At 37.2% G+C, this 26,907-nt stretch carries 30 protein-coding genes; 16 read left to right on the forward strand and 14 right to left on the reverse strand.

The window, feature by feature from the left end; all coding sequences use genetic code 11:
* The first annotated feature begins 231 nt into the window (after positions 1 to 231).
* The 3 genes from AACV00_RS00945 to AACV00_RS00955 all read left to right on the forward strand — a co-directional run bounded on the left by AACV00_RS00945 (position 232) and on the right by AACV00_RS00955 (position 2,501).
* The gene (locus AACV00_RS00945; protein WP_004249583.1) at positions 232 to 741 is read left to right on the forward strand and encodes a GNAT family N-acetyltransferase; all 510 of its coding nucleotides are present in this window, start codon (positions 232 to 234) and stop codon (positions 739 to 741) included.
* A gap of 414 nt (positions 742 to 1,155) precedes the next feature.
* On the forward strand, positions 1,156 to 1,323 hold the full coding sequence (locus tag AACV00_RS00950; protein ID WP_004246189.1) for a YhfL family protein: 168 nt from the start codon (positions 1,156 to 1,158) through the stop codon (positions 1,321 to 1,323).
* 308 nt (positions 1,324 to 1,631) lie between these two features.
* Positions 1,632 to 2,501 carry a pirin family protein gene (locus tag AACV00_RS00955; RefSeq protein WP_012368745.1) on the forward strand — a complete coding sequence of 290 codons (870 nt, stop codon included), beginning with the start codon at positions 1,632 to 1,634 and terminating at the stop codon, positions 2,499 to 2,501.
* A gap of 93 nt (positions 2,502 to 2,594) precedes the next feature.
* Here AACV00_RS00955 and rraB read toward each other — a convergent pair whose 3' ends face one another.
* The gene (gene rraB / locus AACV00_RS00960; protein WP_049210037.1) at positions 2,595 to 3,026 is read right to left on the reverse strand and encodes a ribonuclease E inhibitor RraB; all 432 of its coding nucleotides are present in this window, start codon (positions 3,024 to 3,026) and stop codon (positions 2,595 to 2,597) included.
* A 181-nt stretch (positions 3,027 to 3,207) separates the two neighbouring features.
* Here rraB and argF point away from each other — a divergent pair, with 181 nt between their 5' ends.
* From argF to AACV00_RS01005, 9 genes are all read left to right on the forward strand, one after another.
* Positions 3,208 to 4,212, forward strand: coding sequence for an ornithine carbamoyltransferase (gene argF / locus AACV00_RS00965; RefSeq protein ID WP_161680001.1), 1,005 nt, complete (start codon positions 3,208 to 3,210; stop codon positions 4,210 to 4,212).
* Between the two features lie 179 nt (positions 4,213 to 4,391).
* Positions 4,392 to 4,571, forward strand: a complete 180-nt coding sequence (locus AACV00_RS00970; protein ID WP_004252960.1) for a hypothetical protein — start codon at positions 4,392 to 4,394, stop codon at positions 4,569 to 4,571.
* Complete coding sequence (gene pyrB / locus AACV00_RS00975) at positions 4,564 to 5,499, forward strand: aspartate carbamoyltransferase (protein ID WP_004246197.1); 936 nt, start codon at positions 4,564 to 4,566, stop codon at positions 5,497 to 5,499. The genes AACV00_RS00970 and pyrB overlap by 8 nt, the downstream gene beginning before the upstream one ends.
* A gap of 13 nt (positions 5,500 to 5,512) precedes the next feature.
* Positions 5,513 to 5,971, forward strand: coding sequence for an aspartate carbamoyltransferase regulatory subunit (gene pyrI / locus AACV00_RS00980; protein WP_004246198.1), 459 nt, complete (start codon positions 5,513 to 5,515; stop codon positions 5,969 to 5,971).
* A gap of 337 nt (positions 5,972 to 6,308) precedes the next feature.
* Entirely contained in the window at positions 6,309 to 6,695 is a 387-nt protein-coding gene (locus AACV00_RS00985) for a RidA family protein (protein WP_004246200.1), read from the forward strand.
* Between the two features lie 345 nt (positions 6,696 to 7,040).
* A complete protein-coding gene (gene nrdD, locus AACV00_RS00990; protein ID WP_161680003.1) occupies positions 7,041 to 9,179 on the forward strand; it encodes an anaerobic ribonucleoside-triphosphate reductase in 2,139 nt (712 codons plus the stop codon).
* A 4-nt stretch (positions 9,180 to 9,183) separates the two neighbouring features.
* Positions 9,184 to 9,648, forward strand: coding sequence for an anaerobic ribonucleoside-triphosphate reductase-activating protein (nrdG, locus tag AACV00_RS00995; protein ID WP_004252969.1), 465 nt, complete (start codon positions 9,184 to 9,186; stop codon positions 9,646 to 9,648).
* 26 nt (positions 9,649 to 9,674) lie between these two features.
* Positions 9,675 to 9,884 carry a hypothetical protein gene (locus tag AACV00_RS01000; protein WP_004249586.1) on the forward strand — a complete coding sequence of 70 codons (210 nt, stop codon included), beginning with the start codon at positions 9,675 to 9,677 and terminating at the stop codon, positions 9,882 to 9,884.
* Positions 9,885 to 10,065: 181 nt separating this feature from the next.
* On the forward strand, positions 10,066 to 10,428 hold the full coding sequence (locus AACV00_RS01005; RefSeq protein WP_036900642.1) for a hypothetical protein: 363 nt from the start codon (positions 10,066 to 10,068) through the stop codon (positions 10,426 to 10,428).
* 8 nt (positions 10,429 to 10,436) lie between these two features.
* Here the strand turns inward: AACV00_RS01005 and AACV00_RS01010 are convergent, their stop codons facing one another.
* Positions 10,437 to 10,877 carry a YhbP family protein gene (locus AACV00_RS01010; RefSeq protein WP_004246206.1) on the reverse strand — a complete coding sequence of 147 codons (441 nt, stop codon included), beginning with the start codon at positions 10,875 to 10,877 and terminating at the stop codon, positions 10,437 to 10,439.
* 115 nt (positions 10,878 to 10,992) lie between these two features.
* On the reverse strand, positions 10,993 to 11,244 hold the full coding sequence (locus AACV00_RS01015) for a YdgH/BhsA/McbA-like domain containing protein (protein WP_004246207.1): 252 nt from the start codon (positions 11,242 to 11,244) through the stop codon (positions 10,993 to 10,995).
* A 286-nt stretch (positions 11,245 to 11,530) separates the two neighbouring features.
* Between AACV00_RS01015 and AACV00_RS01020 the strand changes: the two genes are divergently transcribed.
* Entirely contained in the window at positions 11,531 to 11,812 is a 282-nt protein-coding gene (locus AACV00_RS01020) for a GIY-YIG nuclease family protein (RefSeq protein ID WP_004246208.1), read from the forward strand.
* Positions 11,813 to 11,828: 16 nt separating this feature from the next.
* Here AACV00_RS01020 and AACV00_RS01025 read toward each other — a convergent pair whose 3' ends face one another.
* Both AACV00_RS01025 and ubiT read right to left on the reverse strand, forming a co-directional pair.
* Positions 11,829 to 12,332 carry a GNAT family N-acetyltransferase gene (locus tag AACV00_RS01025; RefSeq protein WP_004246209.1) on the reverse strand — a complete coding sequence of 168 codons (504 nt, stop codon included), beginning with the start codon at positions 12,330 to 12,332 and terminating at the stop codon, positions 11,829 to 11,831.
* Positions 12,326 to 12,859 carry a ubiquinone anaerobic biosynthesis accessory factor UbiT gene (ubiT, locus tag AACV00_RS01030; RefSeq protein ID WP_004249588.1) on the reverse strand — a complete coding sequence of 178 codons (534 nt, stop codon included), beginning with the start codon at positions 12,857 to 12,859 and terminating at the stop codon, positions 12,326 to 12,328. Before ubiT ends, AACV00_RS01025 begins: the two co-directional genes overlap by 7 nt.
* Before the next feature lie 215 nt (positions 12,860 to 13,074).
* Here ubiT and ubiU point away from each other — a divergent pair, with 215 nt between their 5' ends.
* Together ubiU and AACV00_RS01040 are read left to right on the forward strand one after the other, a co-directional pair.
* On the forward strand, positions 13,075 to 14,070 hold the full coding sequence (gene ubiU, locus AACV00_RS01035) for a ubiquinone anaerobic biosynthesis protein UbiU (RefSeq protein ID WP_004246211.1): 996 nt from the start codon (positions 13,075 to 13,077) through the stop codon (positions 14,068 to 14,070).
* 14 nt (positions 14,071 to 14,084) lie between these two features.
* Complete coding sequence (locus tag AACV00_RS01040) at positions 14,085 to 14,963, forward strand: U32 family peptidase (protein WP_004249589.1); 879 nt, start codon at positions 14,085 to 14,087, stop codon at positions 14,961 to 14,963.
* A gap of 69 nt (positions 14,964 to 15,032) precedes the next feature.
* Here AACV00_RS01040 and AACV00_RS01045 read toward each other — a convergent pair whose 3' ends face one another.
* From AACV00_RS01045 to AACV00_RS01085, 9 genes are all read right to left on the reverse strand, one after another.
* Positions 15,033 to 15,965 carry a fimbrial protein gene (locus tag AACV00_RS01045; RefSeq protein ID WP_004252977.1) on the reverse strand — a complete coding sequence of 311 codons (933 nt, stop codon included), beginning with the start codon at positions 15,963 to 15,965 and terminating at the stop codon, positions 15,033 to 15,035.
* Between the two features lie 32 nt (positions 15,966 to 15,997).
* Positions 15,998 to 16,510, reverse strand: coding sequence for a fimbrial protein (locus AACV00_RS01050; protein WP_004249593.1), 513 nt, complete (start codon positions 16,508 to 16,510; stop codon positions 15,998 to 16,000).
* A 15-nt stretch (positions 16,511 to 16,525) separates the two neighbouring features.
* Complete coding sequence (locus tag AACV00_RS01055) at positions 16,526 to 17,068, reverse strand: fimbrial protein (protein WP_004246215.1); 543 nt, start codon at positions 17,066 to 17,068, stop codon at positions 16,526 to 16,528.
* 3 nt (positions 17,069 to 17,071) lie between these two features.
* On the reverse strand, positions 17,072 to 19,693 hold the full coding sequence (locus tag AACV00_RS01060) for a fimbria/pilus outer membrane usher protein (protein ID WP_161680005.1): 2,622 nt from the start codon (positions 19,691 to 19,693) through the stop codon (positions 17,072 to 17,074).
* 37 nt (positions 19,694 to 19,730) lie between these two features.
* Positions 19,731 to 20,429, reverse strand: a complete 699-nt coding sequence (locus tag AACV00_RS01065; RefSeq protein WP_161680007.1) for a fimbria/pilus periplasmic chaperone — start codon at positions 20,427 to 20,429, stop codon at positions 19,731 to 19,733.
* 100 nt (positions 20,430 to 20,529) lie between these two features.
* The gene (gene fimA / locus AACV00_RS01070) at positions 20,530 to 21,096 is read right to left on the reverse strand and encodes a type 1 fimbrial major subunit FimA (protein ID WP_004246218.1); all 567 of its coding nucleotides are present in this window, start codon (positions 21,094 to 21,096) and stop codon (positions 20,530 to 20,532) included.
* Between the two features lie 580 nt (positions 21,097 to 21,676).
* Complete coding sequence (locus AACV00_RS01075) at positions 21,677 to 22,840, reverse strand: ABC transporter permease (protein ID WP_012368735.1); 1,164 nt, start codon at positions 22,838 to 22,840, stop codon at positions 21,677 to 21,679.
* Entirely contained in the window at positions 22,840 to 23,985 is a 1,146-nt protein-coding gene (locus AACV00_RS01080; protein WP_004246220.1) for an ABC transporter permease, read from the reverse strand. Before AACV00_RS01080 ends, AACV00_RS01075 begins: the two co-directional genes overlap by 1 nt.
* Positions 23,986 to 23,994: 9 nt before the next feature.
* Positions 23,995 to 24,966 (reverse strand): HlyD family secretion protein, encoded by a 972-nt coding sequence (locus AACV00_RS01085; RefSeq protein WP_004246221.1) that lies wholly within the window; start codon positions 24,964 to 24,966, stop codon positions 23,995 to 23,997.
* 235 nt (positions 24,967 to 25,201) lie between these two features.
* Here AACV00_RS01085 and AACV00_RS01090 point away from each other — a divergent pair, with 235 nt between their 5' ends.
* Positions 25,202 to 26,905: a sensor histidine kinase gene (locus tag AACV00_RS01090; RefSeq protein ID WP_155289700.1), complete on the forward strand. Its 1,704-nt coding sequence runs from the start codon at positions 25,202 to 25,204 to the stop codon at positions 26,903 to 26,905.
* Positions 26,906 to 26,907 lie beyond the last annotated feature (2 nt).

A 26,907-nucleotide genomic window follows, 5' to 3' on the forward strand; every position in this document is an offset into this window, starting at 1 on the left:
CTTTTCTCTATTATTCTCTCTCTAATGAAATAGATATTTGAAATATATCTCTACCAACAAATACCCTAATCATATAAATAAACAGGCATAACAGTTTACAATCCTATTTAATCAATTAAGATGTTTTCAGTGGCCCTCAGTGCTACTTTCAATGAAGAAGTTCCTTTCCGGTGCTCTCTCAATACATTATCAAAAAATATTCTACTAATAAGTAAAACGATGAGTGCAACTATGACTGCAAACCCTAATGCAACACAAAATATTATTATCAGAGCCATTGAAAAAAGAGATAACGCCGGCATTGCACGCGTTATTCGTGAAGTTTCCGCCGAGCATGGCTTAACAGCGGATAAAGGATTTGCAGTAGCTGATCCGATTTTAGATACCTTATTCGAAGTTTATCATCAACCTCGCAGCGCTTACTGGGTGGTAGAAATGGATGGCGAAATTGTTGGTGGTGGTGGTGTCGCACCTCTTGCGGGTGGCGATGGGGAGACTTGTGAATTACAGAAAATGTATCTCTCTTCTAAGTTACGAGGAAAAGGAATTGCGAAAAAAATTGTTCAGCAATCTCTTGAGTTTGGTAAGCAACAAGGCTTTAGTCGCTGCTACTTAGAAACTACTGATATTTTAAAAGCAGCAATTGGTCTATATGAAAAATTAGGCTTTGAGTTTATTGATAAAGCATTAGGTAATACAGGCCACAGCGACTGTGAAATTCGTATGCTGAAATCACTTTGATATTTCTCATAACCATGTATCTACATGCTGTATAGATATAAACGCCCGCATATTTAATGCGGGTTTTTTGTTATCTCACAATAGCACTTATCAATATAAAATGAATTTATCTTAATGGTATAAAAGAGCGATATTTTACGGCTATTTTTAATGATTAATCTATATTTAAATTATTAGCAATCTATTTCACATTAAATATTTATCTTAAATTTAATAAAAAAACACAAGTTTAATTTATTTCTCATTTTACTCTAGATAATCATATTTCACATCTTAAATAAAATATTTTTTAGTTTCTGTTCTATTTTAAAATTCCTATTTTTTTATATTGCTATTTATAGATAATTTAATATCTTTATGCACAGAAAGTCATGCTGTGGCTTTTAACATTCTAAAATTAAAAAGGAATTTCTTATGAAAAACTTTGTCAAAATTGCACTTATTGCTTCTTTTGTTACCGTAATGACTGGTTGTACTGGTAGTGTTTACAACAAAGAAAAAGATTGTAACTACGACTATTTATTACACCCAGCAGTATCTATCTCTAAAATTATCGGCGGTTGCGGCGATACTAATAAATAATATATAGTTTTATGAATAAACTACATTCTGAGTTATTTTTATAAAGCAGAATGTGGTTTTTATTTTGGAAAATAATTAATAATAATTTTAAAATCATTTTTACTGTTAGGCTTTTCTACTTATCATCCCTGACTTTTTTACCTTAAAAAGATCATTCATTTTTTTTGAATACCATCAACAAATTCCCCCTATTTTGTTTATAGAGCGAACAATTTATGATCGTACTCATTAAGAAATCGCGATAACTTGTATTACCTCCTTCTGTGTCTGGGTTATTGCGGTTTCTTTCCTTAATCAGGAGAAACATCATGACAATGAGACAGGTAAAACAAATTTATTCAGCACCTAATCCACATTGGGTTGGTAATGGCTTTTCTATGAGCACAGTATTCTCTTATAAAGAGAATGCAGAGCAATATAGCCCATTCTTATTAATGGATTATGCTGAGCCTACATTATTTAAGCCTGTTACTAATGCGCGTGGTGTTGGGACTCATCCCCACCGTGGATTCGAAACGGTCACTATAGCTTATCAAGGCGAAGTATCTCACCATGATTCTACCGGTCATGCCGGTACAATTGCTGAAGGTGATGTGCAGTGGATGACAGCCGCTTCAGGTATTTTACATAAAGAATATCACTCTGAAAAAATGACGAAAGAGGGAGGTATGCTTGAAGTCGTACAACTGTGGGTTAATTTGCCAAGCGCGTATAAAATGGCACAACCCCGTTATCAAGCACTAAAAGCGCAAGATATTCCTCATGTGCAATTACCTAATGCACAGGGCTATGTCCGAGTCATTGCCGGTGACTATGCAAATACATCTGGTATTGCTATGACCTATTCCCCTGTAAACCTGTGGGATGTGCGCTTAAATCATGCGGGTACTTCACACTATGCTATCCCTGAGGGACATAATGCGATGCTATTTGTCGTTAAAGGTGCGATACATCTCAATAACAGTGATATTGTACGTCAACATGAAATCGCAATATTAGATACCCACGGTGATACCCTAACATTAGGATCCATGGGAGACGCTATCGTATTAATATTAACGGGTGAGCCCATTAATGAGCCAGTAGTAGGACAAGGGCCTTTTGTCATGAATACACAACAAGAGTTATTACAAGCTTTTGATGACTATGACAATGGTAAGTTTGGTATGATGGATTAGCCATTTAAAAAATACCCGTCACAAAAAGAATTTGTGGCGGGTGTTCTTTTTTGCACCTAAAGACTGGTACATTGGGACAACATATAGCGCCAATTAGTGCAGGCGTGATGAATTATCAGACTCCGCTTCGTCATCTTCATTTTCGCCATCTTCGTCATCGTACTCAGCGTCGGGATCTTCAAAATAAGTTCCCCAGCCGTCGTAATAGACACCCATTTTTTCCGCTAAATTCATTAACTGTTCTACTTGCGCATCAATCAGTTCAGCATTTAGACCACTTTCACTAACCGCATCAAAGCAGACTAAGATCTCACCTGATTCAATTTCAATTTCTTCAGGCTCGGTGACTTCATAACCTAATTTAAAAACTTCAACAGCCGCTTTTTCTAACGTTTCAAAATTTTCACATGAAATGTGGTGTTCAATTGCGTACAGTGCATCGGGATCACTGCCATCTTCGAGTAATTCTTCAATAATAAGACGTGTTTCTTCACGTTGTTCTGCTAGCTCTTTGCTGTCCGCCATAATTCCGCTCCGCAATAGTCTGAAAGATATCTTGGTTATTCTCCCACAGGGGGAATAAACACTCCATAGTTAAATAAGGCTCATATCGCAGAGTTTTTCATTCAAAAGTGACGTTTAAGGGTTGATGATGAATATTTATTGTATTAAATTGAATATAAATTCAATTATAGGATGCTTATCTATGAACCCTTTCTACCAAAGATCATTTTTACGTTTACTCGACTTCTCATCAGCAGAAATACAACAATTACTGGCTTTATCACTAGAACTTAAACAAGCAAAAAAATCAGGCCATGAACAGCAGTATCTCACAGGAAAAAATATTGCGTTGATTTTTGAAAAAGATTCCACCCGTACCCGTTGTGCCTTTGAAGTGGCCGCCTTTGATCAAGGTGCGAATGTGACCTATCTCGGCGGAGGAAGCCAAATCGGTCATAAAGAATCGATAAAAGATACCGCTCGCGTGTTAGGACGTATGTATGATGGTATTCAATATCGTGGTTATGGCCAAAAAACAGTAGAAATGCTGGCAAAATATACTGATGTACCGGTTTGGAATGGATTAACCGATGAGTTTCACCCCACACAATTATTAGCGGATTTGCTCACTATTACTGAACATCAAACAAAACCATTATCAGAAACCATTTTTGCTTATCTTGGTGATGCTCGTAACAATATGGGCAATACCCTACTCGAAGCGGCTGCCTTAACAGGAATGGATTTACGCCTAGTCGCACCAAAAGCGTGTTGGCCACAAGCAGAATTAGTCGCTGAATGCCAAAATATCGCTCAGCAAAATGGGGGGAAAATTACCTTAACTGAAAATGTCGCAGAAGGCGTTAAAAACGCCGATTTTCTCTACACGGATGTGTGGGTATCTATGGGAGAGCCAAAAGAAGTTTGGAAAGAGCGTATTACGTTACTCAAACCTTATCAGGTTAATATGGATGTAATCAAACTAACGGGTAATCCAGACGTTAAATTCCTGCATTGTTTACCGGCTTTTCATGATGAAGAGACAACAATGGGGCAAGCATTAGCAGAAGAATTTGGCTTATATGGTGGTTTTGAAGTCACTAACGAGGTTTTTGAATCAAAACACAGTATTGTATTTGATGAAGCAGAAAATCGTCTACACACGATTAAAGCGGTTATGGTGGCAACCTTAGCAAATCCTTTTTAAAAATACATATTCATGCAAAAGCACCGTTTTTTAATGATTAAACAAAGGGTGCTTTTTTGCCTTTTCTTTAAGCTAATTGATTTTTAAATTAAAAAAACTTTTTTGCAAAAAATTAAAAGCAAACGCTTGCGTGTAAGATTAAGATGCGTATAATGCGCCACAATTTGTCAGGAGGAAAGATGAAACAGCGCCAATGCCAATTTGTTGTCACATTACGTACCCTAACCGGTCGTAAGCGCTCTCTTTTTTCCAAAAAGCTATTTTTTAAAACCCCTCTCATTGAGGGGTTTTTTTTGGTCTGTAGAAAAACACATATCGCACCATTTATCGTATCATCAAAGGAGAACTCTAATGACTAATCCGCTCTATCATAAGCATATTATCTCCATCAATGATCTGAACCGAGACGATCTGGAGTCTGTTCTCCATGTTGCTGACAAATTAAAACAGCACCCCAATAGCCAATTGTTAAAAGACAAAGTGATTGCCAGTTGTTTTTTTGAAGCCTCCACCCGCACTCGCTTATCTTTTGAAACAGCAATCCACCGTTTAGGGGCGTCTGTGGTTGGCTTTGCAGATGGTAGTAACACCTCTTTAGGTAAAAAAGGGGAAACCTTAGCTGATACTATTTCTGTACTACGTACTTATGCTGATGCCATTGTTATTCGTCATCCTCAAGAAGGTGCGGCACGTTTGGCCTCTGAATTTGCTGGGGATATCCCCGTTATTAATGCTGGGGACGGTGCCAACCAACACCCTAGCCAAACGTTACTAGACTTGTTTACCATTAAAGAAACACAAGGCCGATTAGATAACCTCAATATCGCGATGGTAGGTGATTTAAAATATGGCCGCACAGTACACTCACTAGCCCAAGCATTAGCAAAATTTACAGGAAATCACCTCTATTTTATTGCCCCAAAAGTGCTGGCCATGCCAGAGCATATCTTGCATTTACTCGAAGAGCATGGTGTTGAATATAGTCAGCATGAAACTGTAGATGAAGTGATGTCAGAGCTAGATATCCTGTATATGACTCGGGTACAAAAAGAGCGCCTTGATCCTTCTGAATATGCCAATGTCAAAGCCCAGTTTATCTTAACCAGTGCTGATCTGGTGAATGTAAAAGATAATCTTAAGATATTACACCCCCTGCCACGTATCGATGAAATTACCACCGATGTTGATAACACCCCTTATGCTTACTATTTCCAACAAGCAGGTAATGGTATTTACGCGCGTCAGGCACTACTTGCCTTAGTTCTAAATAAAAACTTAGTTCTTTAATAAGGAGCACACCATGACTCATGATCACAAACTAAAAGTTGAAGCTATCAAACGTGGGACTGTTATTGATCATATTCCGGCGCAGGTGGGCTTTAAGATCCTATCTCTATTTCGTTTAACCGAAACAGACGAAAGAATAACGGTAGGTTTTAATCTTCCTTCTGAAAACCTAGGTAAAAAAGATTTAATCAAAATTGAAAATGTCTTTTTAACCGCAGAGCAGGCAAATCGCTTAGCAATGTATGCCCCTCAAGCGACGGTTAATATTATTGATGACTACCAAGTCGTCAATAAAATGGCACTAAGTTTACCTGAATTACTCGAAGATGTTGTACCCTGCCCTAATAGCAACTGTATTAGCCATAATGAGCCGGTACAAAGTAGCTTTCGCGTGAAAAAATTCGCGTCTGACGTGGTATTAACCTGCAAATATTGCGAAAAAGAATTTGAGCGCCACGCCGTTATTCGTTGATTTCTTATTGGCTATCTGCCCTGCTTGATAGGGCAGATAGTAAACACCTACCCTAAAAATAGAATAATCCCCTCTCAATCGCGTTGATCCCTTTTTATGAAAAAATAGAAATAGCTAATAAGCACTATCTTAGAAAAAAAATTGCTATAAATGGAGGATTTAGATGGGCTAAATATCGTATAAAAAGGCGAGAAAGCGTTAGGATTATTTTCTTTTTATACCTATAGACTTTATGATAAAGCCTGATATCTATCATATTGCTCGTCTTCTGCGCTGGCTATAATAGCGCTGAGCTAATCAAGCGTTAGCATGAATCTTATAAAAACAGGAGTTCTACATGTCTTACGAAATTAATACCGAAAAAGCCCCTGCAGCAATCGGCCCTTATGTACAAGGTGTTGATTTAGGTAATTTAGTGATCACATCAGGCCAATTACCTGTTGATCCTGCTACGGGTGAGTTTGTGTCTGACAATGCGGCAGAGCAAGCACGTCAATCTTTAGAAAACGTCAAAGCAATTATTGAAAAAGCAGGTCTAACCGTTGCTAATATCATTAAAACGACTGTTTTCGTAAAAGATTTAAATGATTTCGGTACTATTAATGCAGCTTATGAAGCTTTCTTTAAAGAGCATAATGCAGCATTCCCAGCACGCTCTTGTGTTGAAGTTGCTCGTTTACCGAAAGATGCCAAAGTAGAAATCGAAGTTATCGCGATCCGCTAATTTATTTTTCTACCTGTCATATCAAAGAAGCAAAGTACTCTTTATGAGCACTTTGCTTTTTTTATATTCTCAATAAATGAGCAATCATTTATTACTGCCATTTTTATCTCAGATTTACAATTCAGCCAAGCCCTCTCCAAGCCTGATGTAGCAAAAATACCTTGATTTAGATCAGTTTTACTCAAGATTATTTCGCTTCCAATTACTATATATTGTGCTTTAATAAATACACAGATACAACATATAGTAATTATACACACCTTATCCACAATTAGTCTCAATGCTACGCCATCACCTGTTTTTATGGGATTAGAGCCTGTGGATAAATAGTTAAGGAGCCAGATTGTGAAAACCATAGTGATAAAACGAGACGGATGTAAAGTCTCTTTTGACCAAACCCGCATCAGCGATGCTATCAAAAGAGCAGCCGAAGCTTGTCAGATCACTGATGATGATTATTGTGAGTTTGTCGCTCAATCTGTTTCACAATCTCTCGCAGGACGTTCGAATGTCGATATCCGTGAGATCCAAGACGCCGTTGAAAATCAGCTGATGGCTGGCGAGCACAAAGATATTGCCAGAGCTTATATTGAATACCGTCATGACCGAGATGTTGCTCGTGAGCAACGAGGACGATTAACTCAGGAAATCCGCGGTCTTATCGAACAGAGTGATGTCTCTATCTTGCACGAGAATGCGAATAAAGACAGTAAAGTTATCCCAACCCAACGCGATTTACTTGCGGGAATTGTGGCTAAACATTACGCAAAATTACATATCCTGCCAAGAGATGTGGTACTCGCTCATGAGCGCGGTGAAATTCATTATCATGATCTCGATTACTCACCCTTTTTCCCTATGTTTAACTGCATGCTGATTGATCTCAATGGTATGTTAACCAACGGTTTCAAGATGGGTAATGCAGAAATAGAACAGCCAAAATCCATTTCAACAGCCACTGCGGTGACTGCACAGATCATTGCTCAAGTCGCTAGTCATATTTATGGTGGCACGACAATCAACCGTATTGATGAAGTCCTTGCACCTTTTGTCAAAGCCAGTTACGACAAACACTATAAAGTGGCGCAAGAATGGCAAATAGCGGATAAAGAAGCTTACGCCAACGCACGTACAGAAAAAGAGTGTTATGACGCTTTTCAATCTTTAGAATATGAAGTTAACACTCTACATACGGCTAATGGTCAAACGCCTTTTGTGACCTTTGGCTTTGGCCTAGGCACATCAAAAGAAGCACGTTTAATTCAACGCTCAATCCTTGAAAATCGCATGGCGGGTTTAGGTAAAAACCGCAAAACGGCGGTTTTCCCCAAACTAGTTTTTGCTATTAAAGATGGCTTAAACCATAAATTTGGTGATCCTAACTACGACATCAAACAACTTGCTTTAGAATGTGCAAGCAAGCGGATGTACCCTGATATTTTAAATTACGATCAAGTGGTAAAAGTAACCGGCTCGTTTAAAACCCCAATGGGTTGTCGTAGCTTCTTAGGCGTCTATGAAGAAAATGGCGAGATGCTCCACGAAGGGCGCAATAACCTAGGGGTGATCAGTTTAAACTTACCACGCATTGCCATTGAGGCCAAAGGAGATGAAGCCGCATTCTGGTCGCTGCTTGATAAACGTCTTGAATTGGCTAAAAAAGCCTTAATGACCCGAATTGCTCGTTTAGAAAACGTCAAAGCACGTGTTGCCCCTATTCTTTATATGGAAGGTGCTTGTGGCGTACGTTTAAAAGCGGATGACAGTGTTGCTGAAATTTTTAAACATGGCCGGGCCTCCATTTCATTAGGTTATATCGGTGTTCATGAAACGATTAATGCCTTATTTGGTACGCAAAAACACGTCTTTGATGATGAAACATTGAGAGCTAAAGCAATAGCAATTATTCAGCGTTTACGTGAAGCGACAGATCAATGGAAAGCAGAAACAGGCTATGGTTTTAGTCTTTACAGTACACCTAGTGAAAACTTATGTGACCGTTTTTGCCGTTTAGATGCAGCAGAATTCGGTATTATGCCGGGGGTGACTGATAAAGGTTATTACACCAACAGTTTCCACTTAGATGTAGAGAAAAAAGTGAATCCATATGATAAGTTGGATTTTGAAGCCCCTTACCCGCCATTAGCCAATGGTGGTTTCATATGCTATGGCGAATATCCAAACTTACAACATAACCTAAAAGCATTAGAAGACGTTTGGGATTATAGCTACACCCGTGTCCCTTACTACGGCACAAACACCCCTATTGATGAATGTTATGACTGTGGTTATACCGGCGAATTTTCTTGTACCAGTAAAGGTTTTACCTGCCCTCGATGCGGTAATCACAACCCTGCAAGAGTCTCGGTGATACGCCGTGTATGTGGCTATTTAGGCAGTCCTGATTCGCGTCCATTTAATGCCGGTAAACAAGAAGAAGTTAAACGTCGAGTTAAACATCTGGCTAATGGTCAGTTAGGTTAATACTGTGAATTACCATCAATATTACCCTGTTGATGTTGTCAATGGCCCAGGAACACGTTGCACCCTGTTTGTTGCAGGGTGCGTACACCAATGTCGTGGTTGCTATAATAAATCAACTTGGTCACTAACATCTGGCAAGCCGTTTACCCAAGAAGTGGAAGATCAGATCATTGCTGATTTACAAGACACTCGTATTAAACGACAAGGACTATCACTTTCCGGTGGTGATCCCCTGCACCCTCAAAATCTTTCTGCTATATTAAAATTGGTAAAACGTGTTAAAACGCAATGCCCTGAGAAAGATATTTGGGTTTGGACAGGCTATTTATTGGCTGACTTAACCCCAGAGCAACAAGAAGTCGTTAGCTATATTAACGTACTGATTGACGGCAAATTCGTACAAAAACTTTATGATCCCGCATTACTGTGGCGCGGTAGTAGTAATCAGGTGATCCATAAATTGAAGTAATACACATTGAATTAACTGGAGGATATATGCCTTTAAGTGATAATAAATATGTAAGCTTTTCTGAAGATCATGAACTGAACTACCATTTAAAAAAATGGGGTAAAAAGCAATCGAAAGCCAATCGAGATCAACTCGTGAAGCTAGGCAGTGAATTGAAAAAGAAACTTGATGTTAAACATCTCCAACATACTGAAATAGATGCAGAGATAGAAAAAAATCTTTCATTATTTGAGTAATATCTCATGATCCCCAGTGATAAATCACCTTACTACTGGGGATCACTTCACTATTATAAAGCGCTCCTATTTAGTCACTTCCGTTATCAAATGCGAATCATTTTCAAAAACAATAGTCAAAGTGATTAGTTTTGTTTTATGATTAGTATTCTTAATTCTTCTTTTTATGACAATATTTAATATGAAATTTATTTTTTTACCTTTAATTTCAATCGTTTTAATAACTGGGTGTAGTAGTAAATGGGAGCCAAAAGGGGTACCCGATTACACATTACAAGAAGCAAAGTTAATTTGTGATTTGGATGCGAATACACGTTACCCTATTCGTAAAGAGGTACTACAACACACCGTTTATCGTGATGTAGAAAAAACCTGCCGTAAAGACGACAAAGAGCGTTGTGGGGATAAAAAGACCTATACAGAACGTGTTCCGATGACAGAAAGCTATGTAGCAGATATTAATCAAGAAGATAGAAAAACATTCTATACCTCATGTATGTCTTTAAAAGGTTGGGAACAAAAAAATTACTACTTTTGGCAATAAGCAGTAACTTAGTGACGTTGCCAAAAGAGCTTAGTACCAAAGCCGAGCTGATTATTCACCATTTTAATTTCTTGCAATTGTAATTGCCATAAAGGCACATGGATGGCGGCTAGCGCCACAGGGAAACGTAAGCAATACTGTTTTCTTGCTCTGATGTCGTCATTAGCGGTTAATAAAGACACTGTACCGGTGAATTGAACGCCTTGCAGATTGGCGACAGAAACCTCTTGAGTACTAATACTGCCCGCAACAAATAAATTTTCCTGCATCATTTGTGCGTGTCGTGTATGTTTTTCTGAGAGAAAAACAAGTCGCATGTTGCTTTCATCGAACCAATAGAAACAATTCGCGCACCAAATATCCCCTAATGCACGAGTTGTACATAAGGTAAACACATGGTGACTGGCTATATATTGTTTAATTATTTTGATCGAGTCTGGCGTAGACATAATTTACCTACATAGAAACTAAAAGAGACGCTGTTTAGGTGATAATTATATCACCAAAACAAGCGTCTTACCGCGTGTCTCTTTGTGCAGGTAACTTATCGAGAATAATTATAAATTAACGATAAATTTCCGCATTTACAGTCAGATAATCGTCACCTGTAGCACCGATAACTTTATAACCAGTTGCGCCTTCATCTTTTGCGATTTGTGCAATTTTAGTTGTTAAGCCATCTAAAGTATCGTTACCTGTAATTGTGATATACTCACCAGTAGAGGTATGGCTAGTTGCTACGCTGTCAGCAGCGATTGAACCGAATGAAATAGCACTTAAAGCTAATGTTGCAGCGATTAATGTAGATTTTTTCATGATGAACTCCAATTAAATTCTAAATTTGTTATCTATCGCGGAGTGTGTCTCTGTGATGTGGATCATATTATGCATTTTAATTTAACTTTAAAATTAGCAATTATTGCTGTTCTTTTTCAAAATAATTGAATGTATTTTTTTAGAAAAACGTTTTTTACGTCATAAATTTTTCACAACGTGTTGATATAATTACAAGATTTGAAACTTAGTGGTTTGTTAATAACTACCGTTAGAAATTAAGAAATTTTGTTTATTAAAATCATAAGTAGCACAAAAAGGAAAAAAGATGGCTGATACTCAATGGTCAATCTATATTGTCAGAAATCGTCTTGGCTCTCTTTATACCGGAATAACAACGGATGTTGAGCGACGATTTAATCAGCATCAAAATGGAACTGGCGCGAAAGCACTAAGAGGGAAAGGCCCATTATCATTGGAGTTTTATTGCCAAGTTGGCGATAGGCAACAAGCGTCTCAACTTGAATATCGTTTAAAACAGTTAAAAAAAATACAAAAAGAAAAGCTGATCATTGATCAGCCTTCAGACGTTGCACAGTATTTAGCATAATGAAAAGATGCGATTATCAAACCTCATCAAATAACGGCGAAAAGTTCACTAAGCCGTGAATATCATCAACATTGCCATTATCTAAAGCATAAAATTGAAATGCTTCTTCTGTATTCGGCCATTTGCAATGCAAGCCTTGTGATTTTGCCGGTATAAAACCTGATTTTTGATAATAAGTTGGCTCACCTAATACCACAACAGCGCCATAACCAAACTCATTAAGGCTATCAAGCCCTTCATTAATCAATTGACGACCGATGCCCTGACCACGGTATTGTGGCGCCACAGCTAATGGCGCAAGTCCTACCCATTGGCAATCTTTTCCCTCAATATCTACAGGTGTAAAACCGATATAACCAACAATCCGGCCTTCGTCATTGATTGCCACCATACCTAAGGTTAATAATCCCTCTTCACGTAAGTGACCAACTAAATCGGCTTCTGCGCCTGTTGGAAATGATTGGCGTAAAAGATCATCAATAGCAGGAATATCAACAGGAATTTCAACACGTATTAGCATGAAGTTGAGCTCAGTTCATGGCTGTGTGCGGTGTCTTCAACTTCATCTTGAAGGCCACTTTTCACAAAATCAGCCAATTGTAGTAAACCAAAACGCAATACAGATGGCATAGAGTCTAACTCAATTGCATCCATTAGGTTCTTAACATATAACCCAAGTTCTGTATCGCCCTCAATTTGTAAGCGTCGTTGAAAAAACAAGGTGTCCGGATCTTCTTTACGCGCGGCAATTAAAATAAGATCGTTAGCATTACCACTAAAACTTACATCTTCTTTTTCAGAACGGCTTACGATTAATTTATCATCACAAACACTGATAAACCACTGCAAATGTAAATCTTTAATTTCTACCTTTAGCCATTTATCTTCCAAGAAGTGTAAATCCCCCTCAGCTAATGCTTCGCGGAATTGCCAACTTAAAAACTGTTCTAAAATATCACGTTGCAAAGCAAATGGCGTGATTTGCAAAGGGTAACGCAAGAAACGAGGGCCATCTTTAACTAGGCGGGTGCGAATTTTATTAAACACTTTCGGACTCCTTAACATTTAATTGCGGGTATTGTGCCAGATATAGATAGCGATTCTGCGATCCTACATCAATATTCCGTTAATCGGTTGTTCATATTTTGAGTTATTTAATTTTACTTAAGTAAAACTCAATATTCTCTGCCCTAAATCAAAACCTTTTTTTATCCTGCTTATTACAATTTCTGATCATTTTTAATCTCTAAAGGGAAGTGAAGATGGAATTGTTGTGCCCAGCAGGTAACTTACCCGCATTAAAAGCCGCTGTTGATAATGGTGCAGATGCCGTTTATATCGGCTTAAAAGATGACACCAATGCTCGCCATTTTGCTGGCTTAAACTTCACAGAAAAGAAATTGCAAGAAGCCGTCAATTACGTACATCGCCACCAGCGAAAACTGCATATTGCCATTAATACTTTTGCTCATCCTGATGGATTTGAACGTTGGCAAAAAGCCATTGATATGGCGGCTCATTTAGGTGCCGATGCATTAATTTTGGCCGATATTGCTATGCTAGAATACGCAGCTGAACGCTATCCACAGATAGAGCGTCATGTATCGGTACAGGCGTCGGCCACTAATACTCAGGCAATCGCATTTTATCAACGCAATTTTGATGTTGCACGTATTGTACTACCACGCGTTCTTTCTATTCATCAAGTCAAACAATTGGCTCAAAGTAGTCCTGTTCCTTTAGAAGTCTTTGCCTTTGGTAGTTTGTGCATCATGGCTGAAGGACGCTGTTATCTTTCCTCTTATCTAACTGGTGAATCGCCTAATACTGTCGGAGCCTGTTCCCCAGCTCGTTTTGTCCGTTGGCAGCAAACACCACAAGGTATGGAATCTCGCCTCAATGATGTCTTAATAGACCGTTATGCTCCTGATGAAAATGCAGGGTATCCTACTTTATGTAAAGGACGTTATTTTGTTGATAAACACTGCTATCACGCCTTAGAAGAGCCAACCAGCTTAAATACGCTAGCGCTACTACCTGAACTTATGGCTATGAATATTGCCTCTGTCAAAATTGAAGGTCGCCAACGTAGCCCCGCGTATGTTACTGAAGTTGCAAGAGTATGGCGTGCAGCTATTGACCAATGTAAAAAAGATCCTCAAGGTTTTAAAACCCAACCGCGTTGGATGAGTGCATTAGGAAAAATATCTGAAGGAACACAAACAACATTAGGTGCTTACCACCGGAAATGGCAATAATAAGGGATATTAATATGAAATACGCATTAGGCTCTGTACTTTATTATTGGCAAAAAGAAACACTTGAGACATTTTATCAGCAAGCAAAACAGAGCGATGCTGATATTATCTACTTAGGCGAAACAGTCTGTAGTAAGCGCCGTGAGACTAAACCACAAGATTGGATTAATCTGGCCAAAGAAGTGGCTAAAAGTGGTAAACAAGTGATCCTTTCTACCTTAGCACTACTACAAGCGCCTTCTGAACTAAAAGAGATAGCAAAGCTGGTGGATAACGGTGAATTTTTAGTTGAGGCTCATGATTTTGGTGTGATCAATATGCTTTATGAGCGTCATTTACCTTTTGTAGCAGGCCATGGATTAAACTGCTATAACGCTTATGCACTACGTTTATTACAGAAACAAGGCATGATACGTTGGTGTATGCCGGTTGAGCTGTCTCGTGAGTGGTTAAATAATCTTTTAATTCAATGTGAAGAATTAGCGATTAGAGATAAATTTGAAGTAGAAGTATTCGCTTATGGTCATCTTCCTTTGGCTTATTCAGCGCGTTGTTTTACTGCTCGCTCGGAAAATCGTGCTAAAGATGATTGTGAAACCTGCTGTCAAAAATACCCACAAGGCCGTCAGGTATTATCACAAGAAAACCAACAAGTGTTTGTTTTAAATGGTATTCAAACGCAAAGTGGCTACTGTTACAATTTAGGTAATGATTTAACTTCAATGGCAGGTTTAGTCGATATCGTCCGTCTTTCACCGCAGTCTGATGAAGTTTTTACTACCTTAAAACAATTTCGCCAAAATGAACAAGGCGCACACCCTATTAACACCATCCATCATCATGATTGTAATGGTTATTGGCGTAAACTGGCTGGTTTAGAATTAGTTGAATAAGTAGATATTTTTTGAAATCTAAATAAGGTGGAAAATAAAATTATTATTCCACTTTATTTTAATAAACATCTACTCATAAACAAAGGTCACACCGATAACGGATTTTACATTACCCGCTCTTACTCTTTCTCCCGTTTCACCATACGAAGCAGATAGCCTTAAACTCACACTATTATTCGTCACATTGCCTAATTTGACCGGTGTATTAGCAGGAATAACACCATTATTATTTGATATTTTAATTCCAACCCCTTTAGCAGGAGAGTTAGATGATATATTGGTAAAGACCGTATTATTCACATCAGACGTTGATCCTGTTAAATAGTAAGAAATATTTTGTTGTCTAGGACAAAAAATAGATAAAGGAATAGGTTGCGCATTACCCGGATATTCAGGAAGATTAATCGTGACATTTCTACTAGAAAGATCACAGCCCCCAGTAGGCATAATAACATCATTTAATGCGTAAATATTCCATGTAAAAAAACGAGGGTGCCCACCATCCCAATCTGCAATTTTGTACATTTCTATTTTTGCAATTAAATCCCCCTTATTTATTTGCTTCCCTCCCGCAGCACCAATACTTTTCAAATACAATCTAAGATTTAGTGGGATAAAATTTCTGTCTTTAATATTAATAACTTTTGTATCGTAATAAAGAGGAATAGGATAATAACTGTTATACCATAATAAAGAGCCGTCAAAATTATTCAGCGCGCCTCCAAAAGTCGTTCCACTAACTAAATTAACATGGTCAACGTCTATTGGATCTCTAGGTCCACCATAAGAATCATTTTTACAAAGAATTTGTTGAGATAAATCCACTACCAAATTCTGGTTTACTTCAACTCGAGGCGTTAAATTAACGCGTATATTAGCAGCACCATCACCGACAATTTGTCCCGTTGAAGCGACTTTACAAGTAAATGATAGTACTGGGTTTGAAAATAAACCGAAGCTTAAATACAATAAAAAACGCATTGTTTTTTTATAGCTTATCATAATGTTTTTTCTATAATTTAATTAAATAACAATTACATAAATACATAGGTAACATTAATTATTGCCTGTACTGATCCCTGTGTAGGTCTACCATTTACAGAGATGGCTCTTACTCGTAAAGGAAAAATTGCAGCAAACGAATACTCACCAACTTCAACCACTTTTTTCGAACCGTTTCTTAATTTATTACCTGCAGTATCTTGTAATTCTAAATGAAGATTTTTAGCTGAGCCCTGATTTCTATAGTATCCAGTACTATCATCAAGACCGGTGAATGTCGCTTCAATAGAAGTTGTACCAATAGGACAATTTCTTAATTCCAAATCAACGGGATACCATTTAGAGGTAGAGCCTGGGATCATAAAATCGAATGTATATAGGTCGCCCATGTCCACATTGGCTGTTTTTGTGATTGTTTCACAAGGCCTTGCTATTACACTTCCATTAACAGTAATTGTTGCATCTGCAGCCATAGCGAATGAAGTATTGCAGCATAAAATAGCAAATATTACGTTTTTTACTCCTCGCCATTTATATTTCATCATTGATTCTCTTTATCTCTATTGGTACTCGAGTGTAAAAGTGGCACTGGCTTTAATTTTTCCAGCTAAGACAGGCATATCAGATGCCATTAATCGACTATAGAAAAAAACGGTGTTACTTTTTCCTGCAACTAAGGGGATCCATTTAAGTTGGTCACTACTTGGATTAATAGGAATGGGTGACCTTTCACTATCTAATATTTGTATTCCAACACCAGAAGCAGATGTTGCTATCGGATCTAACGCTAATAATGAAGGATTATTTCTATCTGAAATACCATTAAAATAGAATTTCACAGCAATCACTGATTCTCCACAAGGCTCCAGTATTATATGAAAAGGAATAAAGGGTGTTGTTTCTCCCACTTTATATAACCGCTTAACTTCATTATTTAATAAATCAATAGTTTGGTATTGTGATTCTGGTGCAACTGCACAGGTGTTATCTCTCATATAACCTGTTATTTGAATAATGCTATCGGCAGAATATGCAACATTAGGTGATAATGATAAGAAAAATAACCATAGTGTTGTCAAAATACCCTTAATATTATTAGTCATTATTTATTCCTTAATAGGGTGGCACTCTGCACTATATTCAACATAAAGTTTATCTGGATCTTGTGGTGGTAATGTGTAATTTACTAAGCATTGTTGCTCTTTCTTACTACCCCAATTAACTTTTAATTGCCCTGAAGGTGATAACCCTGTTAAATAAACTTTTCCTTCATCTGCCACAATCCCAGTATTATTACCTGAATCAACGATAGCCCCGAAAGGTACTGGTTTCCCTTTATGGGTTAATGTCGTAATTGCTTTTATCCCAACACTAGGCTCAAATGTGATCGCACTAATGGCCCCACGAGTAGGAACTACGCTTTTCACCGCATTATCTATTTCAATATTGTTAGAGAATGAATTGGTATCCAATGCAATACGGTTTTCTTTATATTCAGAAACATAAGGTAAAACCGCATAACCATTACTGTCTGTCGTGATGCCACTATTGTTTTCTAATTTTATATTTTTAACTTCAGGTACTTTAACTAACACCGCTGTTTGATATATAGGCTGACTAAGTGTTATACCACCTGAGTGAGCTAAAATACTGCCACTCATACCATAATTTATTTGATGTGATGTATCGGTATAGTTATAACCTATATTGCTATTCATATAAGAACCGTTATAACTTAATGAGGCATATCCTGTTGAGTCCGATTCTTCTTCATGAGAATAACCTGTTTGAATATTGTAACTTAAGTTTTTATCTTCCAATAATGAACCGTTTAATCCGATAGTATTGTTAAAACGTTTCTTCATGTTATGCGAGGAGTTAGTACTTAAACTCGCATTTTGCCATATAGAATCATTATCAGAACGCATAAAGTTACTAAAAGGAATACTAGTATTAAATGCTAACATCTGATCTTTACTATCATTCCATGATGTTTTAGATAAGCTATAATTTAGGCCTAAATTAATACCTTTAATAATAGTATTAAGGCCTATCTGTAATTGATTATCTTGTTTTTTAGAATTCCAATAACGCTGATTAGTACCAATAATATATAACGTAGATTGATCACCTATTTTTTGAGTAATATTGAGTTGTATCCTTTGCCTTTTATTATAAATAAGATCGTAGTAACTTTGTGGCAATCCACTAACTTCAACAACACCATCCTCCGTTTGTATATAATTTCCTCTCATTTTTTTATAAGTAGTCTCTGCTAAAGTATAAAAACCACTCGTCGCATATTTATAACCGGCAAGTTGCACCCTTGTGCCTAATTCATTGATAGATTTATTATAAAGAATACGTATCGATTGCCCACGGTGTGTAGAGTCATCGGGTAGTATTGATCTCGCTTCGGTAATATCAAATGATAAAGCCCCAAAACGCCCAATATTTTTACCTACCCCAATACTTGCCGCTTGGTAATTTTTGGATAACTGGGTTCCTCCATAAATGGTCCAACCCGCAGGTAAGCCGTGGATCACTGATCCTTGTAGAAAATAAGGCCGCTCCTGCTCATCATTACCCGAACGGTAACTACCTACAGTCACTGAATATTTGGTATGTCCTTCCCTTTGTAATAAAGGGACTGATGAATATGGCACAGTAAAGGTTTGTGTTGAACCATCAGACTCGGTAATGGTTACCTCTAAATCGCCACTGTTACTTGTTGAATAGAGATCATCAATAACAAAAGGACCCGGTGGAAAAGAGTTACGGTAAATCACATAACCATTTTGCTGTATAGTAACCTCGGCATTAGTCCGGGCGACACCTCGAATAATCGGAGCAAAACCTCTTTGGCTATCCGGTAACATAACTTCATCAGATGACAGTTGAAAGCCTCTAAAGTTGATGCTGTCGAAAACTTCACTTTGTGTGTAGCTATCACCAATAATAAGACGAGAATATAATTTATTAATACCACGTTCTATATAAGTATTCAGATGTTTCCAACTTGATTTATTAATAGAATCATAAGAATAAATAGAGTTATCACGAAGACGCCATGGCCCAAGATTGATCCCACTTTGTAAATTGAGATGAGTAAAATGAGTATCTGGGCTACCATCGTTGCGAGTTTTACTCCCATTTAAAATATAGGTAATAAATCCAGCCACAATACCATCATCCCATAACTCTGGTGGAATAAAGCCTCGAGACTGATTGACTAAATATACTTGAGGTATAGTGAGATTGAGCTTTTGTGAACCAACATCAAAATTTGCTGTGGCTTGAGCAATTAATGAAGTAAGTGACTGACAATGTTCATCGAGCTCATTTTTCTGTTCAACATTATTTTTATCTTTATTTTGTTCATCCGTTATGAGATTTAAATTAACATTCCAACTTTTTAGCTCTGCTTTTGTGATACATGGTGATAGCTGCCCTTTATTCTCAATAAAATTGATATATTGGGTTTTTAAGAATATGTCATTTAAGTAAATATCAACCAGATAATTACCTTCAGGTACTTCTAATCCTTTCTCAAAAGAAGATAGATCAGCGACAGACTCCGGGTTATCTGATAAGAAATAGGGGTTATAATAAAACTCCTCCTCAGACTTTGAGTCAACTGAAAATAGTAGCGCAAGTATAAAAATAAATAATTTTACGTTATTTATTTTTATGCCGCTTAAGCTATTTATACCTGTTGAAAATGACATAATATCACTCTTTCAATTCTACAATATTAAATAATGATTATCTAACGTCGACGATTGTTTTTGGTGTGATGGCACCATAATCATTAATAGTTTGAAACGAGAGTTTCCCATAAGCTGATGTTGGAATAGAGATAGACTTATCTTCAAAAGGTGGAACCATAGTGTTCTCTAATTTTTTACCACCAAGTTCTAATTCAGTCATCGTAATAAAATAAGGTGTCGGATTTTTTATAATAAGTGTGTCATTATTACGTTTAAATTGTAGTTTTTTATAATTTTCATCTGGAGATATGGTGAGATCTTTTGGTCTATAAAAGAATTTTATTTTACTAATAATCGCAAGTTGTAACATATTCTCATTAGCAAGTGATTTTTCTACAGCGGGGATAGATTTTACACTCAACCAAAATAAAGTTTCTCTATCTTTCGGTAATTTATTGTTAGTTGCATCTATAATTCTTAAAGTATTCTCTTTTTTACCCTGCATAGAAAATAGAGGAGGCGTAATAACAAAAGAGTTATCTTTCTTTCCTTTGCTATTTTCTATCCAAGACTGTATTAAATAACGTTTTTCATCATTATTAATTACTGGTAATTTTACTTGCTTTTCACCTGCAAAATAAATGACTCTAGTTGCCCCTAATGATACAGCAGCATATGCTTGGTTAATGACACATAGAGTTAAGAGCATTAAAAAAAGAAGCTTTATTTTAGAAAAAGTTAGAATACTATTCATTTTTATAATCCACTATAGCTAATCTTGGTGTATGTCTTATTAAAATAACCCACAAAAAAGTAAAAAAGCCTTATACTAAAAAATAGTATAAGGCTATATATTATTCGTATTGGACAGCAAAGGTTGCATTCGCGTTTGCGATACCAGGTTCAGTTGCACCTAAAGCATAATATCTTGCTTGGAATGGAATAATATTTTTTCCATCATGTAATTTAGTTGCATTACCGAATCCAGCGCCATCAAAAGACATTGGTGCACTCTTACTATCTAAAATTTGAATACCGACATTTTTAGCACCACCAGCAGAAGAAGAAGATACTGCTAATACGTCATCTTGTCCTGCAGCAGAAACCCCTGTAAAAGCAACTTTTGCAGTACTAGCTACTTTAGAGTCACAATCATTTAATTGGATAGTAAAATTAGTATTTTCGCTAAAATCACCAGCTTTCGCTAATTTTGCAGTTCTCACTTGACCTAATTTAACTATTTGGCCATCAGATGAAGAGTCAACAGCACATGCTGCATTTACTAATTCACCTTTAAAAAATATTTCGCCACCATTCACGGTTACAGGTCCATTTCCTACAGGATCTTCAGCTGAAACAGCAAAAACAGAACCTACAGATAATGCAGAGATCACAAAAAGTTTCAAATAATTAAGTTTCATATAAATTACCTTAATTCCTAGAAAATAATAAACACATTTAATTACGATTTTTCATAGACTTTTATCTTATTTAGATAATAAGATAAAAGTTACTAAGAAATTAAATTGACATCAATATAATAATACTTAATTAAAATTTAACAATTAATTTTTTAAAATTTTTATTCTTACTTTAATTGAATGTTTTATTTTGATTATTTTATTTAGCCCTTCTAAATTAAATTTATTACAATAAGATTGGTTTATTTTAATTAAGTGTCATTACTAGTTTTTATATAATTATTTGTTTTTTATGTTTATATAAAAAGTAATTAATTTATTTTTTATATATTAAGATAAGGAAAAGCACTTAAAATAGTTCACATCAATTATTATAGCAATAACATTAATTATTTAAGCTTATTAAAAACATTATTATTATTAAGATAATATCTTTAGATAGAGATTGCATAAAAGTAAAATAATTTAAACAAAATTTTTTTATTAATAGACTATTATAGAAAATTTACACTAAAATAAAAAAGACGGGATAACTTTTCAGTAATCCCGTCCTATTTACCTAGCATATTACAGATATTATTTACTTTGAACGGTGGTAATGTCTCGCCCAATGCTTAAATTGATGAGTAATTTTCCTTAACTCACCATTGCGCAACATACCCACTAACACCCCCAAAATGGTATATATCACGCCTAAAACCAGCATCATCACGATATCCCCTAGGATGCTTTGGAATGATAATCCCATCTGGTTAATTCCGGCCATAGCATTTACAGCCCATGTAGAAGGTAATGCAGAGGATATTGCCAATACCCAATCCGGCATAGCTTGTAATGGCCAAATAGTTCCCGAAATATAGAATACTGGTGTCGTCACAAATGCCAATGTTAAGTAAATCATCTCAACACTGCGCAAGCATTCGGTGATCAACTTACCTAATCCTAATACCGCTAATAAGAATGGGAAGGTCAACATCCAAATTTGATAAAGTGGTGCTTCTTGACGATAGCCTAATACCCACGGCCATAGTGCAAAGAACACCGAAGATAAAAAGAGCCAAATCGGTATAAGTGCAGATAGCGCGCCTAAATATACCGCTAACGGAGGCTTCCCTTTTGGCGTTCCTCTGACGGCGATACTCACTCGTACACAAGCAATTAATAATGAGTGTTGCAATAACATCACTAACAAGCCTGGGAAAATAATGGCGGCAAAACTGACCCCAGGGTTATACATGGCGATAGTTTCACTTTGGATCGGTTTTAATAATATTTTTGACTGTGTCGCACTAAAACCCGCATTTTGTAAGATACGGCCGTTATAGTTATCTAATAATTGCTGATACGCCTGCATTAATTCTTGCTGAATTTGTCCACTAGCAAGGCGGTTGGTCGCATCCCCATACACAGGAACGGTAACATTTTTTCCATTAAGCAGTTTTTTTTCAAAATCTGTTGGAATGATAATAATGGCAAACAGTTCACGCATGATCATGTCATGACGAGCTTCATCTAAATTATCATATCCCTTTAAGCTTAATTTAGGTGTAGCATCTAATGAGCGGATAAGGGCATAACTGGCGGGACTATGATCTTGATTGATCACCGCCACAGGCAGATCCCACAATACAGGTTTAGCGTAGACTAAACTCATAATGCAAAGAGAAACCAATAATAACATCCACATCGGTTTTTCTAACATGCCTAATAAAACACGCTTAAATGTTTGGAAATACATCTGCATCATACGACACCTACCTGTAATTCCAATCTTTTAAAGATGCGTTTGCGAACTAAAAGCGCAATCGCAAAAGGATAAATCAACAAAAGTGTGCACACATAAAGAATACCTTGTAACGAAACTTCTCTTAAGAAGATATCAAACATAGCATTTAAGGCGTGCGTTAATGGCTCTAGATTAGAAATGATTCGAGCAGGTAATATCATCGACAGTTCAGGCACTGCCATCCCTGAAAAAGCTAAGGCGATACTCACTAGCATACCTATCATACTGTATGCGGTTATCGCACTATTGGTAAATGTAAACAACAGCAACCCAATACTTTGTGCCGCGATGATATAAAAGAACCCCACCAATATCATATAAAGCGGATTACCATTGACTTTTGCCCCTGAAAAATGCACCAACGCCGCTAATTCAACCATTAATAATGTTAAGAAAAACAGCGTATAAGGTGCTAATTTACCTATTAGGGCAAAAGTGAAAGGTTTGAGGTTTAATAGCATATTACCCCGTGATAAGGAGTAAATCGTGCAGGTGACAACAAAGAGTTGCAGCATATGAATGGTTGCAGCAAATTGTTGATAGTAGATATAACTACCACTAGCATTAAACAGGCTGTCATAAGAGAGTGTTACTTTGGCTAAAGGCGGCACTGGCTTATTCATCTCTTGCGCTAAAACAGTGCGATATTGAGCATTAAGCTCGGCAATTAACCCGCTAAAATCCTGTATAGCATAGCTACCCGCAGCATAATACAACCCATTGTAATACATTCGGGTTGTCGGCTGTTTACCTGCTAATACATCTTTTTCAAAATGGCGGGGGATCATTAAAATAGCGTAATCTTTTGCACTTCCTAACTGCTCTAAGGCGGTTCGCGGATTTGTATCTAGCGCACTTAATTTTGCATGAGAGCCTGCATTTAAATCTCGGATCAACGTTTTTGATAGTGGACTATTATCATTATTGATAACGGAAACTGGCAAGTTCAGCAAAGTACCTTCTGAAAAGTTAGCACTAATTAATGTGAATAACATTAATGGAAACAGCCAGCTTAGCCAGTGGAACACTGGGCTTCGCACTGCCATATGGGTTTCTCGTGAGAATGCGCTATTAAAACCACGCCAAGCTGCCTTTACTCTCATTATTCGCCCTTACTTATCCCAACGCCATAATGCGCTCATACCAGGACGTAGTCCTTCAATTTGTGCCGTTGGATACAGTCGAACTTCAAAGGTTTTTAAGTCGAAATCTCCTGTTGCACGCGTCGCTCTTTTCGTTGCGTAATCTCCCATAGGAGCAATATAGCGAACTTCTGCTTCCACTTCTTTATTGCCTAACGCAGGAACAGTGATGGTGATGCGATCGCCTTTGCGGATATCGGCTAAAATATCTTCACGCAAGTTATATACAAAATAGGCTTCAGGGAGACGAATTAACGTAGCTAATGGGCTATTGGCATTAAAAAGCTCACCCACTTCCGCAGGAATAGGCCCCACTTCGCCGTCAACCGGAGCTTTTACCTGTAAATCTTGTTGCTGAACTTTCAGCTCAATTAATTGCTGCTCTGCTTGTTGTAGTGCGGCTCGGTATTTCTCACGTAATTCAATACGATCACCGTTTTTCGCTTCATCTAATTCAGCTTGAGCGGCTTTGGCTTGCTGCACGGCAACATCTCGACGACTACGAGCACTATCAAGCTCATTGGCAGAGACATAACCTTTATTGGCGACCGCACTAAGACGTTGGTAATCTTTCGTTGCATTGGTGGCTTGTGCTTGCGCCTGAGATAAGATCGCTTGTAAATTGCGAATGCTTTCTTCTCTTGTACCGTGAATAGAGAGATCTAATTGAGCTTGAGCTTGGGCTTTTGCCGCTTCCAGTGCAGCCACTTGAGCATTGAGTTCTGGGCTATCTAAGGTGATCATCAATTGCCCCGCTTTAACATCATCACCCCGCTCAATATGACGCTCTATAACACGTCCTTTGGCTTTAGAGGCCACAATAACTTCAGGTGCATCCACTTCACCTTGCAGTAATAAATATTGATTATGCGCGCGGAAAAGAACGGCTAATGCAATAAGTATTAGCATTAATAAAATAAGATAGATGGCTCTTTTTTTCATATAACGATTAGACCTTAATAGTGAAGTAGAACACTCACTGATAGCGTTATCTTACACAATAACTGGCTATTTCTTTAAGAATTTTGTGCGCTAGATCACTGACTCAGAGGAAGATTTTCTTTGATAGTGCGATTAAGTTATTCTTATACCAAATTTTATTACTCCATGAATAGCCTCATTTTATCTACGTTTTTTTAATTTATTAAATAAACACAGAAAGTGGTACACACAACTTATGTACGAATTTGATTTAATTTTGCTGTTATTACAGCAAATGTGCGTTTATCTCATTATTGCGTGGTTTCTCAGCAAAACGCCGCTATTTACGCCTCTTTTACAAGTGACTATCAAACTTCCACATAAATTAATGTGCTATGTGATTTTCTCCATTTTCTGCATTATGGGCACCTATTTTGGATTGCATATTAATGACTCTATTGCTAATACCCGTGCTATTGGCTCCGTATTAGGCGGATTATTAGGTGGCCCGTATGTAGGCTTTCTCGTTGGCTTCACGGGTGGCTTACACCGCTATTCCCTCGGCGGAATGACAGCGTTAAGTTGTATGGTATCCACTATCGCAGAAGGATTAATTGGTGGATTAGTTCATCGTTATTATGTAAAACATGGACAAATGCACCGCATATTTAATCCTTGGACAGCGGCTACCGTCACCTTTTTTGCCGAAATAATACAGATGAGTATTATTTTATTACTCGCTCGTCCTTTTGATGAAGCACTTTCTTTAGTAAAAAATATTGCCGCTCCTATGATTGTAGCAAATACAATAGGTGCTGCGATGTTTATTAGGATATTACAAGATAGACGTGCCATTTTTGAAAAATATACCAGTGCTTTCTCCGCTCAAGCATTAAAAATTGCGGTTTGCACTGAAGGTATTTTACGTAAAGGCTTTAACCAAGATAATAGTACTCGTGTTGCAAAAGTTATCTACCAAGAATTAAAAGTCAGTGCTGTCGCCATTACGGATAGAGATAAACTACTCGCTTTTATTGGTATTGGCGCTGATCATCATTTGCCGGGTACACCGATTTCCTCAGAACAATCTAAACAAGCCATTAATAATAACGAAGTCGTGTATGCGGACGGTAATGAGACACCTTATCGATGTACCCTTTCTCCACATTGTAAATTAGGCTCGACACTGGTTATTCCTTTACGAGGAGAAAATAATCGCGTTATTGGCACCATAAAGCTCTATGAAGCAAAGAATCGCTTATTTAGCTCCATTAATAGAACCTTAGGAGAAGGGATCGCCAGTCTATTATCAGCACAAATTCTTGCCGGGCAATACGAAAGAAATAAACAATCACTATTAGAATCAGAAATTAAATTACTACACGCACAAGTCAATCCCCACTTTTTATTTAATGCATTAAATACATTACAAGCCGTTATTCGTCGTGATAGTGATCAAGCAAAACAGTTAGTGCAATTTCTGTCAGCTTTTTTTCGTAAGAATTTAAAAAGACCCGAAGCGATAGTGACACTCAGTGATGAAATTGAACACGTCACGGCTTATTTACAAATTGAAAAAGCGCGCTTTCAAGATAGTTTACAGATAGATATTCAGATACCTGAACATTTAGCCACTGCGCGCCTTCCTGCATTTTCGCTTCAGCCTATGGTTGAGAATGCAATTAAACATGGAACATCACAGTTATTAGGCATCGGAAAGATTACAATTAGAGCGCATCAAGAAGACCACTTAATAGTGATCGAAATTAGTGATAATGCAGGGCTTTATCATTCGCAAGGCGCATCACATCAGCTCGGTTTAGGAATGAGACTTGTCGATAAGCGGATTAAATTACGCTATGGTGATCTATATGGTGTACTTGTGGAGTGTCAGCCTGATAACTATACCAAAATAAAAATCTGTTTACCCTTAGAAAAAAATATGGATAACGCAGCATAACA

The organism is Proteus sp. G3927 (assembly GCF_963894685.1).
GTDB classification, from domain to species: domain Bacteria; phylum Pseudomonadota; class Gammaproteobacteria; order Enterobacterales; family Enterobacteriaceae; genus Proteus; species Proteus mirabilis.

Excerpts from the sequence above, each read along its gene's own strand:
- AACV00_RS01090 (WP_155289700.1), top strand. The coding sequence starts at position 25,202 with ATGTACGAATTTGATTTAATTTTGCTGTTATTACAGCAAATGTGCGTT.
- pyrI (WP_004246198.1), top strand. The coding sequence starts at position 5,513 with ATGACTCATGATCACAAACTAAAAGTTGAAGCTATCAAACGTGGGACT.
- AACV00_RS01045 (WP_004252977.1), bottom strand. The coding sequence starts at position 15,965 with ATGATAAGCTATAAAAAAACAATGCGTTTTTTATTGTATTTAAGCTTC.
- AACV00_RS01010 (WP_004246206.1), bottom strand. The coding sequence starts at position 10,877 with ATGTCTACGCCAGACTCGATCAAAATAATTAAACAATATATAGCCAGT.
- AACV00_RS00945 (WP_004249583.1), top strand. The coding sequence starts at position 232 with ATGACTGCAAACCCTAATGCAACACAAAATATTATTATCAGAGCCATT.
- AACV00_RS01025 (WP_004246209.1), bottom strand. The coding sequence starts at position 12,332 with ATGCTAATACGTGTTGAAATTCCTGTTGATATTCCTGCTATTGATGAT.
- AACV00_RS01005 (WP_036900642.1), top strand. The coding sequence starts at position 10,066 with ATGAAATTTATTTTTTTACCTTTAATTTCAATCGTTTTAATAACTGGG.
- AACV00_RS01000 (WP_004249586.1), top strand. The coding sequence starts at position 9,675 with ATGCCTTTAAGTGATAATAAATATGTAAGCTTTTCTGAAGATCATGAA.
- AACV00_RS01015 (WP_004246207.1), bottom strand. The coding sequence starts at position 11,244 with ATGAAAAAATCTACATTAATCGCTGCAACATTAGCTTTAAGTGCTATT.
- AACV00_RS01065 (WP_161680007.1), bottom strand. The coding sequence starts at position 20,429 with ATGAATAGTATTCTAACTTTTTCTAAAATAAAGCTTCTTTTTTTAATG.
- pyrB (WP_004246197.1), top strand. The coding sequence starts at position 4,564 with ATGACTAATCCGCTCTATCATAAGCATATTATCTCCATCAATGATCTG.
- AACV00_RS00950 (WP_004246189.1), top strand. The coding sequence starts at position 1,156 with ATGAAAAACTTTGTCAAAATTGCACTTATTGCTTCTTTTGTTACCGTA.
- AACV00_RS01075 (WP_012368735.1), bottom strand. The coding sequence starts at position 22,840 with ATGCAGATGTATTTCCAAACATTTAAGCGTGTTTTATTAGGCATGTTA.
- AACV00_RS01020 (WP_004246208.1), top strand. The coding sequence starts at position 11,531 with ATGGCTGATACTCAATGGTCAATCTATATTGTCAGAAATCGTCTTGGC.
- AACV00_RS01080 (WP_004246220.1), bottom strand. The coding sequence starts at position 23,985 with ATGAGAGTAAAGGCAGCTTGGCGTGGTTTTAATAGCGCATTCTCACGA.
- AACV00_RS01060 (WP_161680005.1), bottom strand. The coding sequence starts at position 19,693 with ATGTCATTTTCAACAGGTATAAATAGCTTAAGCGGCATAAAAATAAAT.
- AACV00_RS01050 (WP_004249593.1), bottom strand. The coding sequence starts at position 16,510 with ATGATGAAATATAAATGGCGAGGAGTAAAAAACGTAATATTTGCTATT.
- fimA (WP_004246218.1), bottom strand. The coding sequence starts at position 21,096 with ATGAAACTTAATTATTTGAAACTTTTTGTGATCTCTGCATTATCTGTA.
- AACV00_RS00985 (WP_004246200.1), top strand. The coding sequence starts at position 6,309 with ATGTCTTACGAAATTAATACCGAAAAAGCCCCTGCAGCAATCGGCCCT.
- AACV00_RS01040 (WP_004249589.1), top strand. The coding sequence starts at position 14,085 with ATGAAATACGCATTAGGCTCTGTACTTTATTATTGGCAAAAAGAAACA.
- AACV00_RS01085 (WP_004246221.1), bottom strand. The coding sequence starts at position 24,966 with ATGAAAAAAAGAGCCATCTATCTTATTTTATTAATGCTAATACTTATT.
- rraB (WP_049210037.1), bottom strand. The coding sequence starts at position 3,026 with ATGGCGGACAGCAAAGAGCTAGCAGAACAACGTGAAGAAACACGTCTT.
- argF (WP_161680001.1), top strand. The coding sequence starts at position 3,208 with ATGAACCCTTTCTACCAAAGATCATTTTTACGTTTACTCGACTTCTCA.
- AACV00_RS00970 (WP_004252960.1), top strand. The coding sequence starts at position 4,392 with ATGAAACAGCGCCAATGCCAATTTGTTGTCACATTACGTACCCTAACC.
- ubiU (WP_004246211.1), top strand. The coding sequence starts at position 13,075 with ATGGAATTGTTGTGCCCAGCAGGTAACTTACCCGCATTAAAAGCCGCT.
- AACV00_RS01055 (WP_004246215.1), bottom strand. The coding sequence starts at position 17,068 with ATGACTAATAATATTAAGGGTATTTTGACAACACTATGGTTATTTTTC.
- AACV00_RS00955 (WP_012368745.1), top strand. The coding sequence starts at position 1,632 with ATGACAATGAGACAGGTAAAACAAATTTATTCAGCACCTAATCCACAT.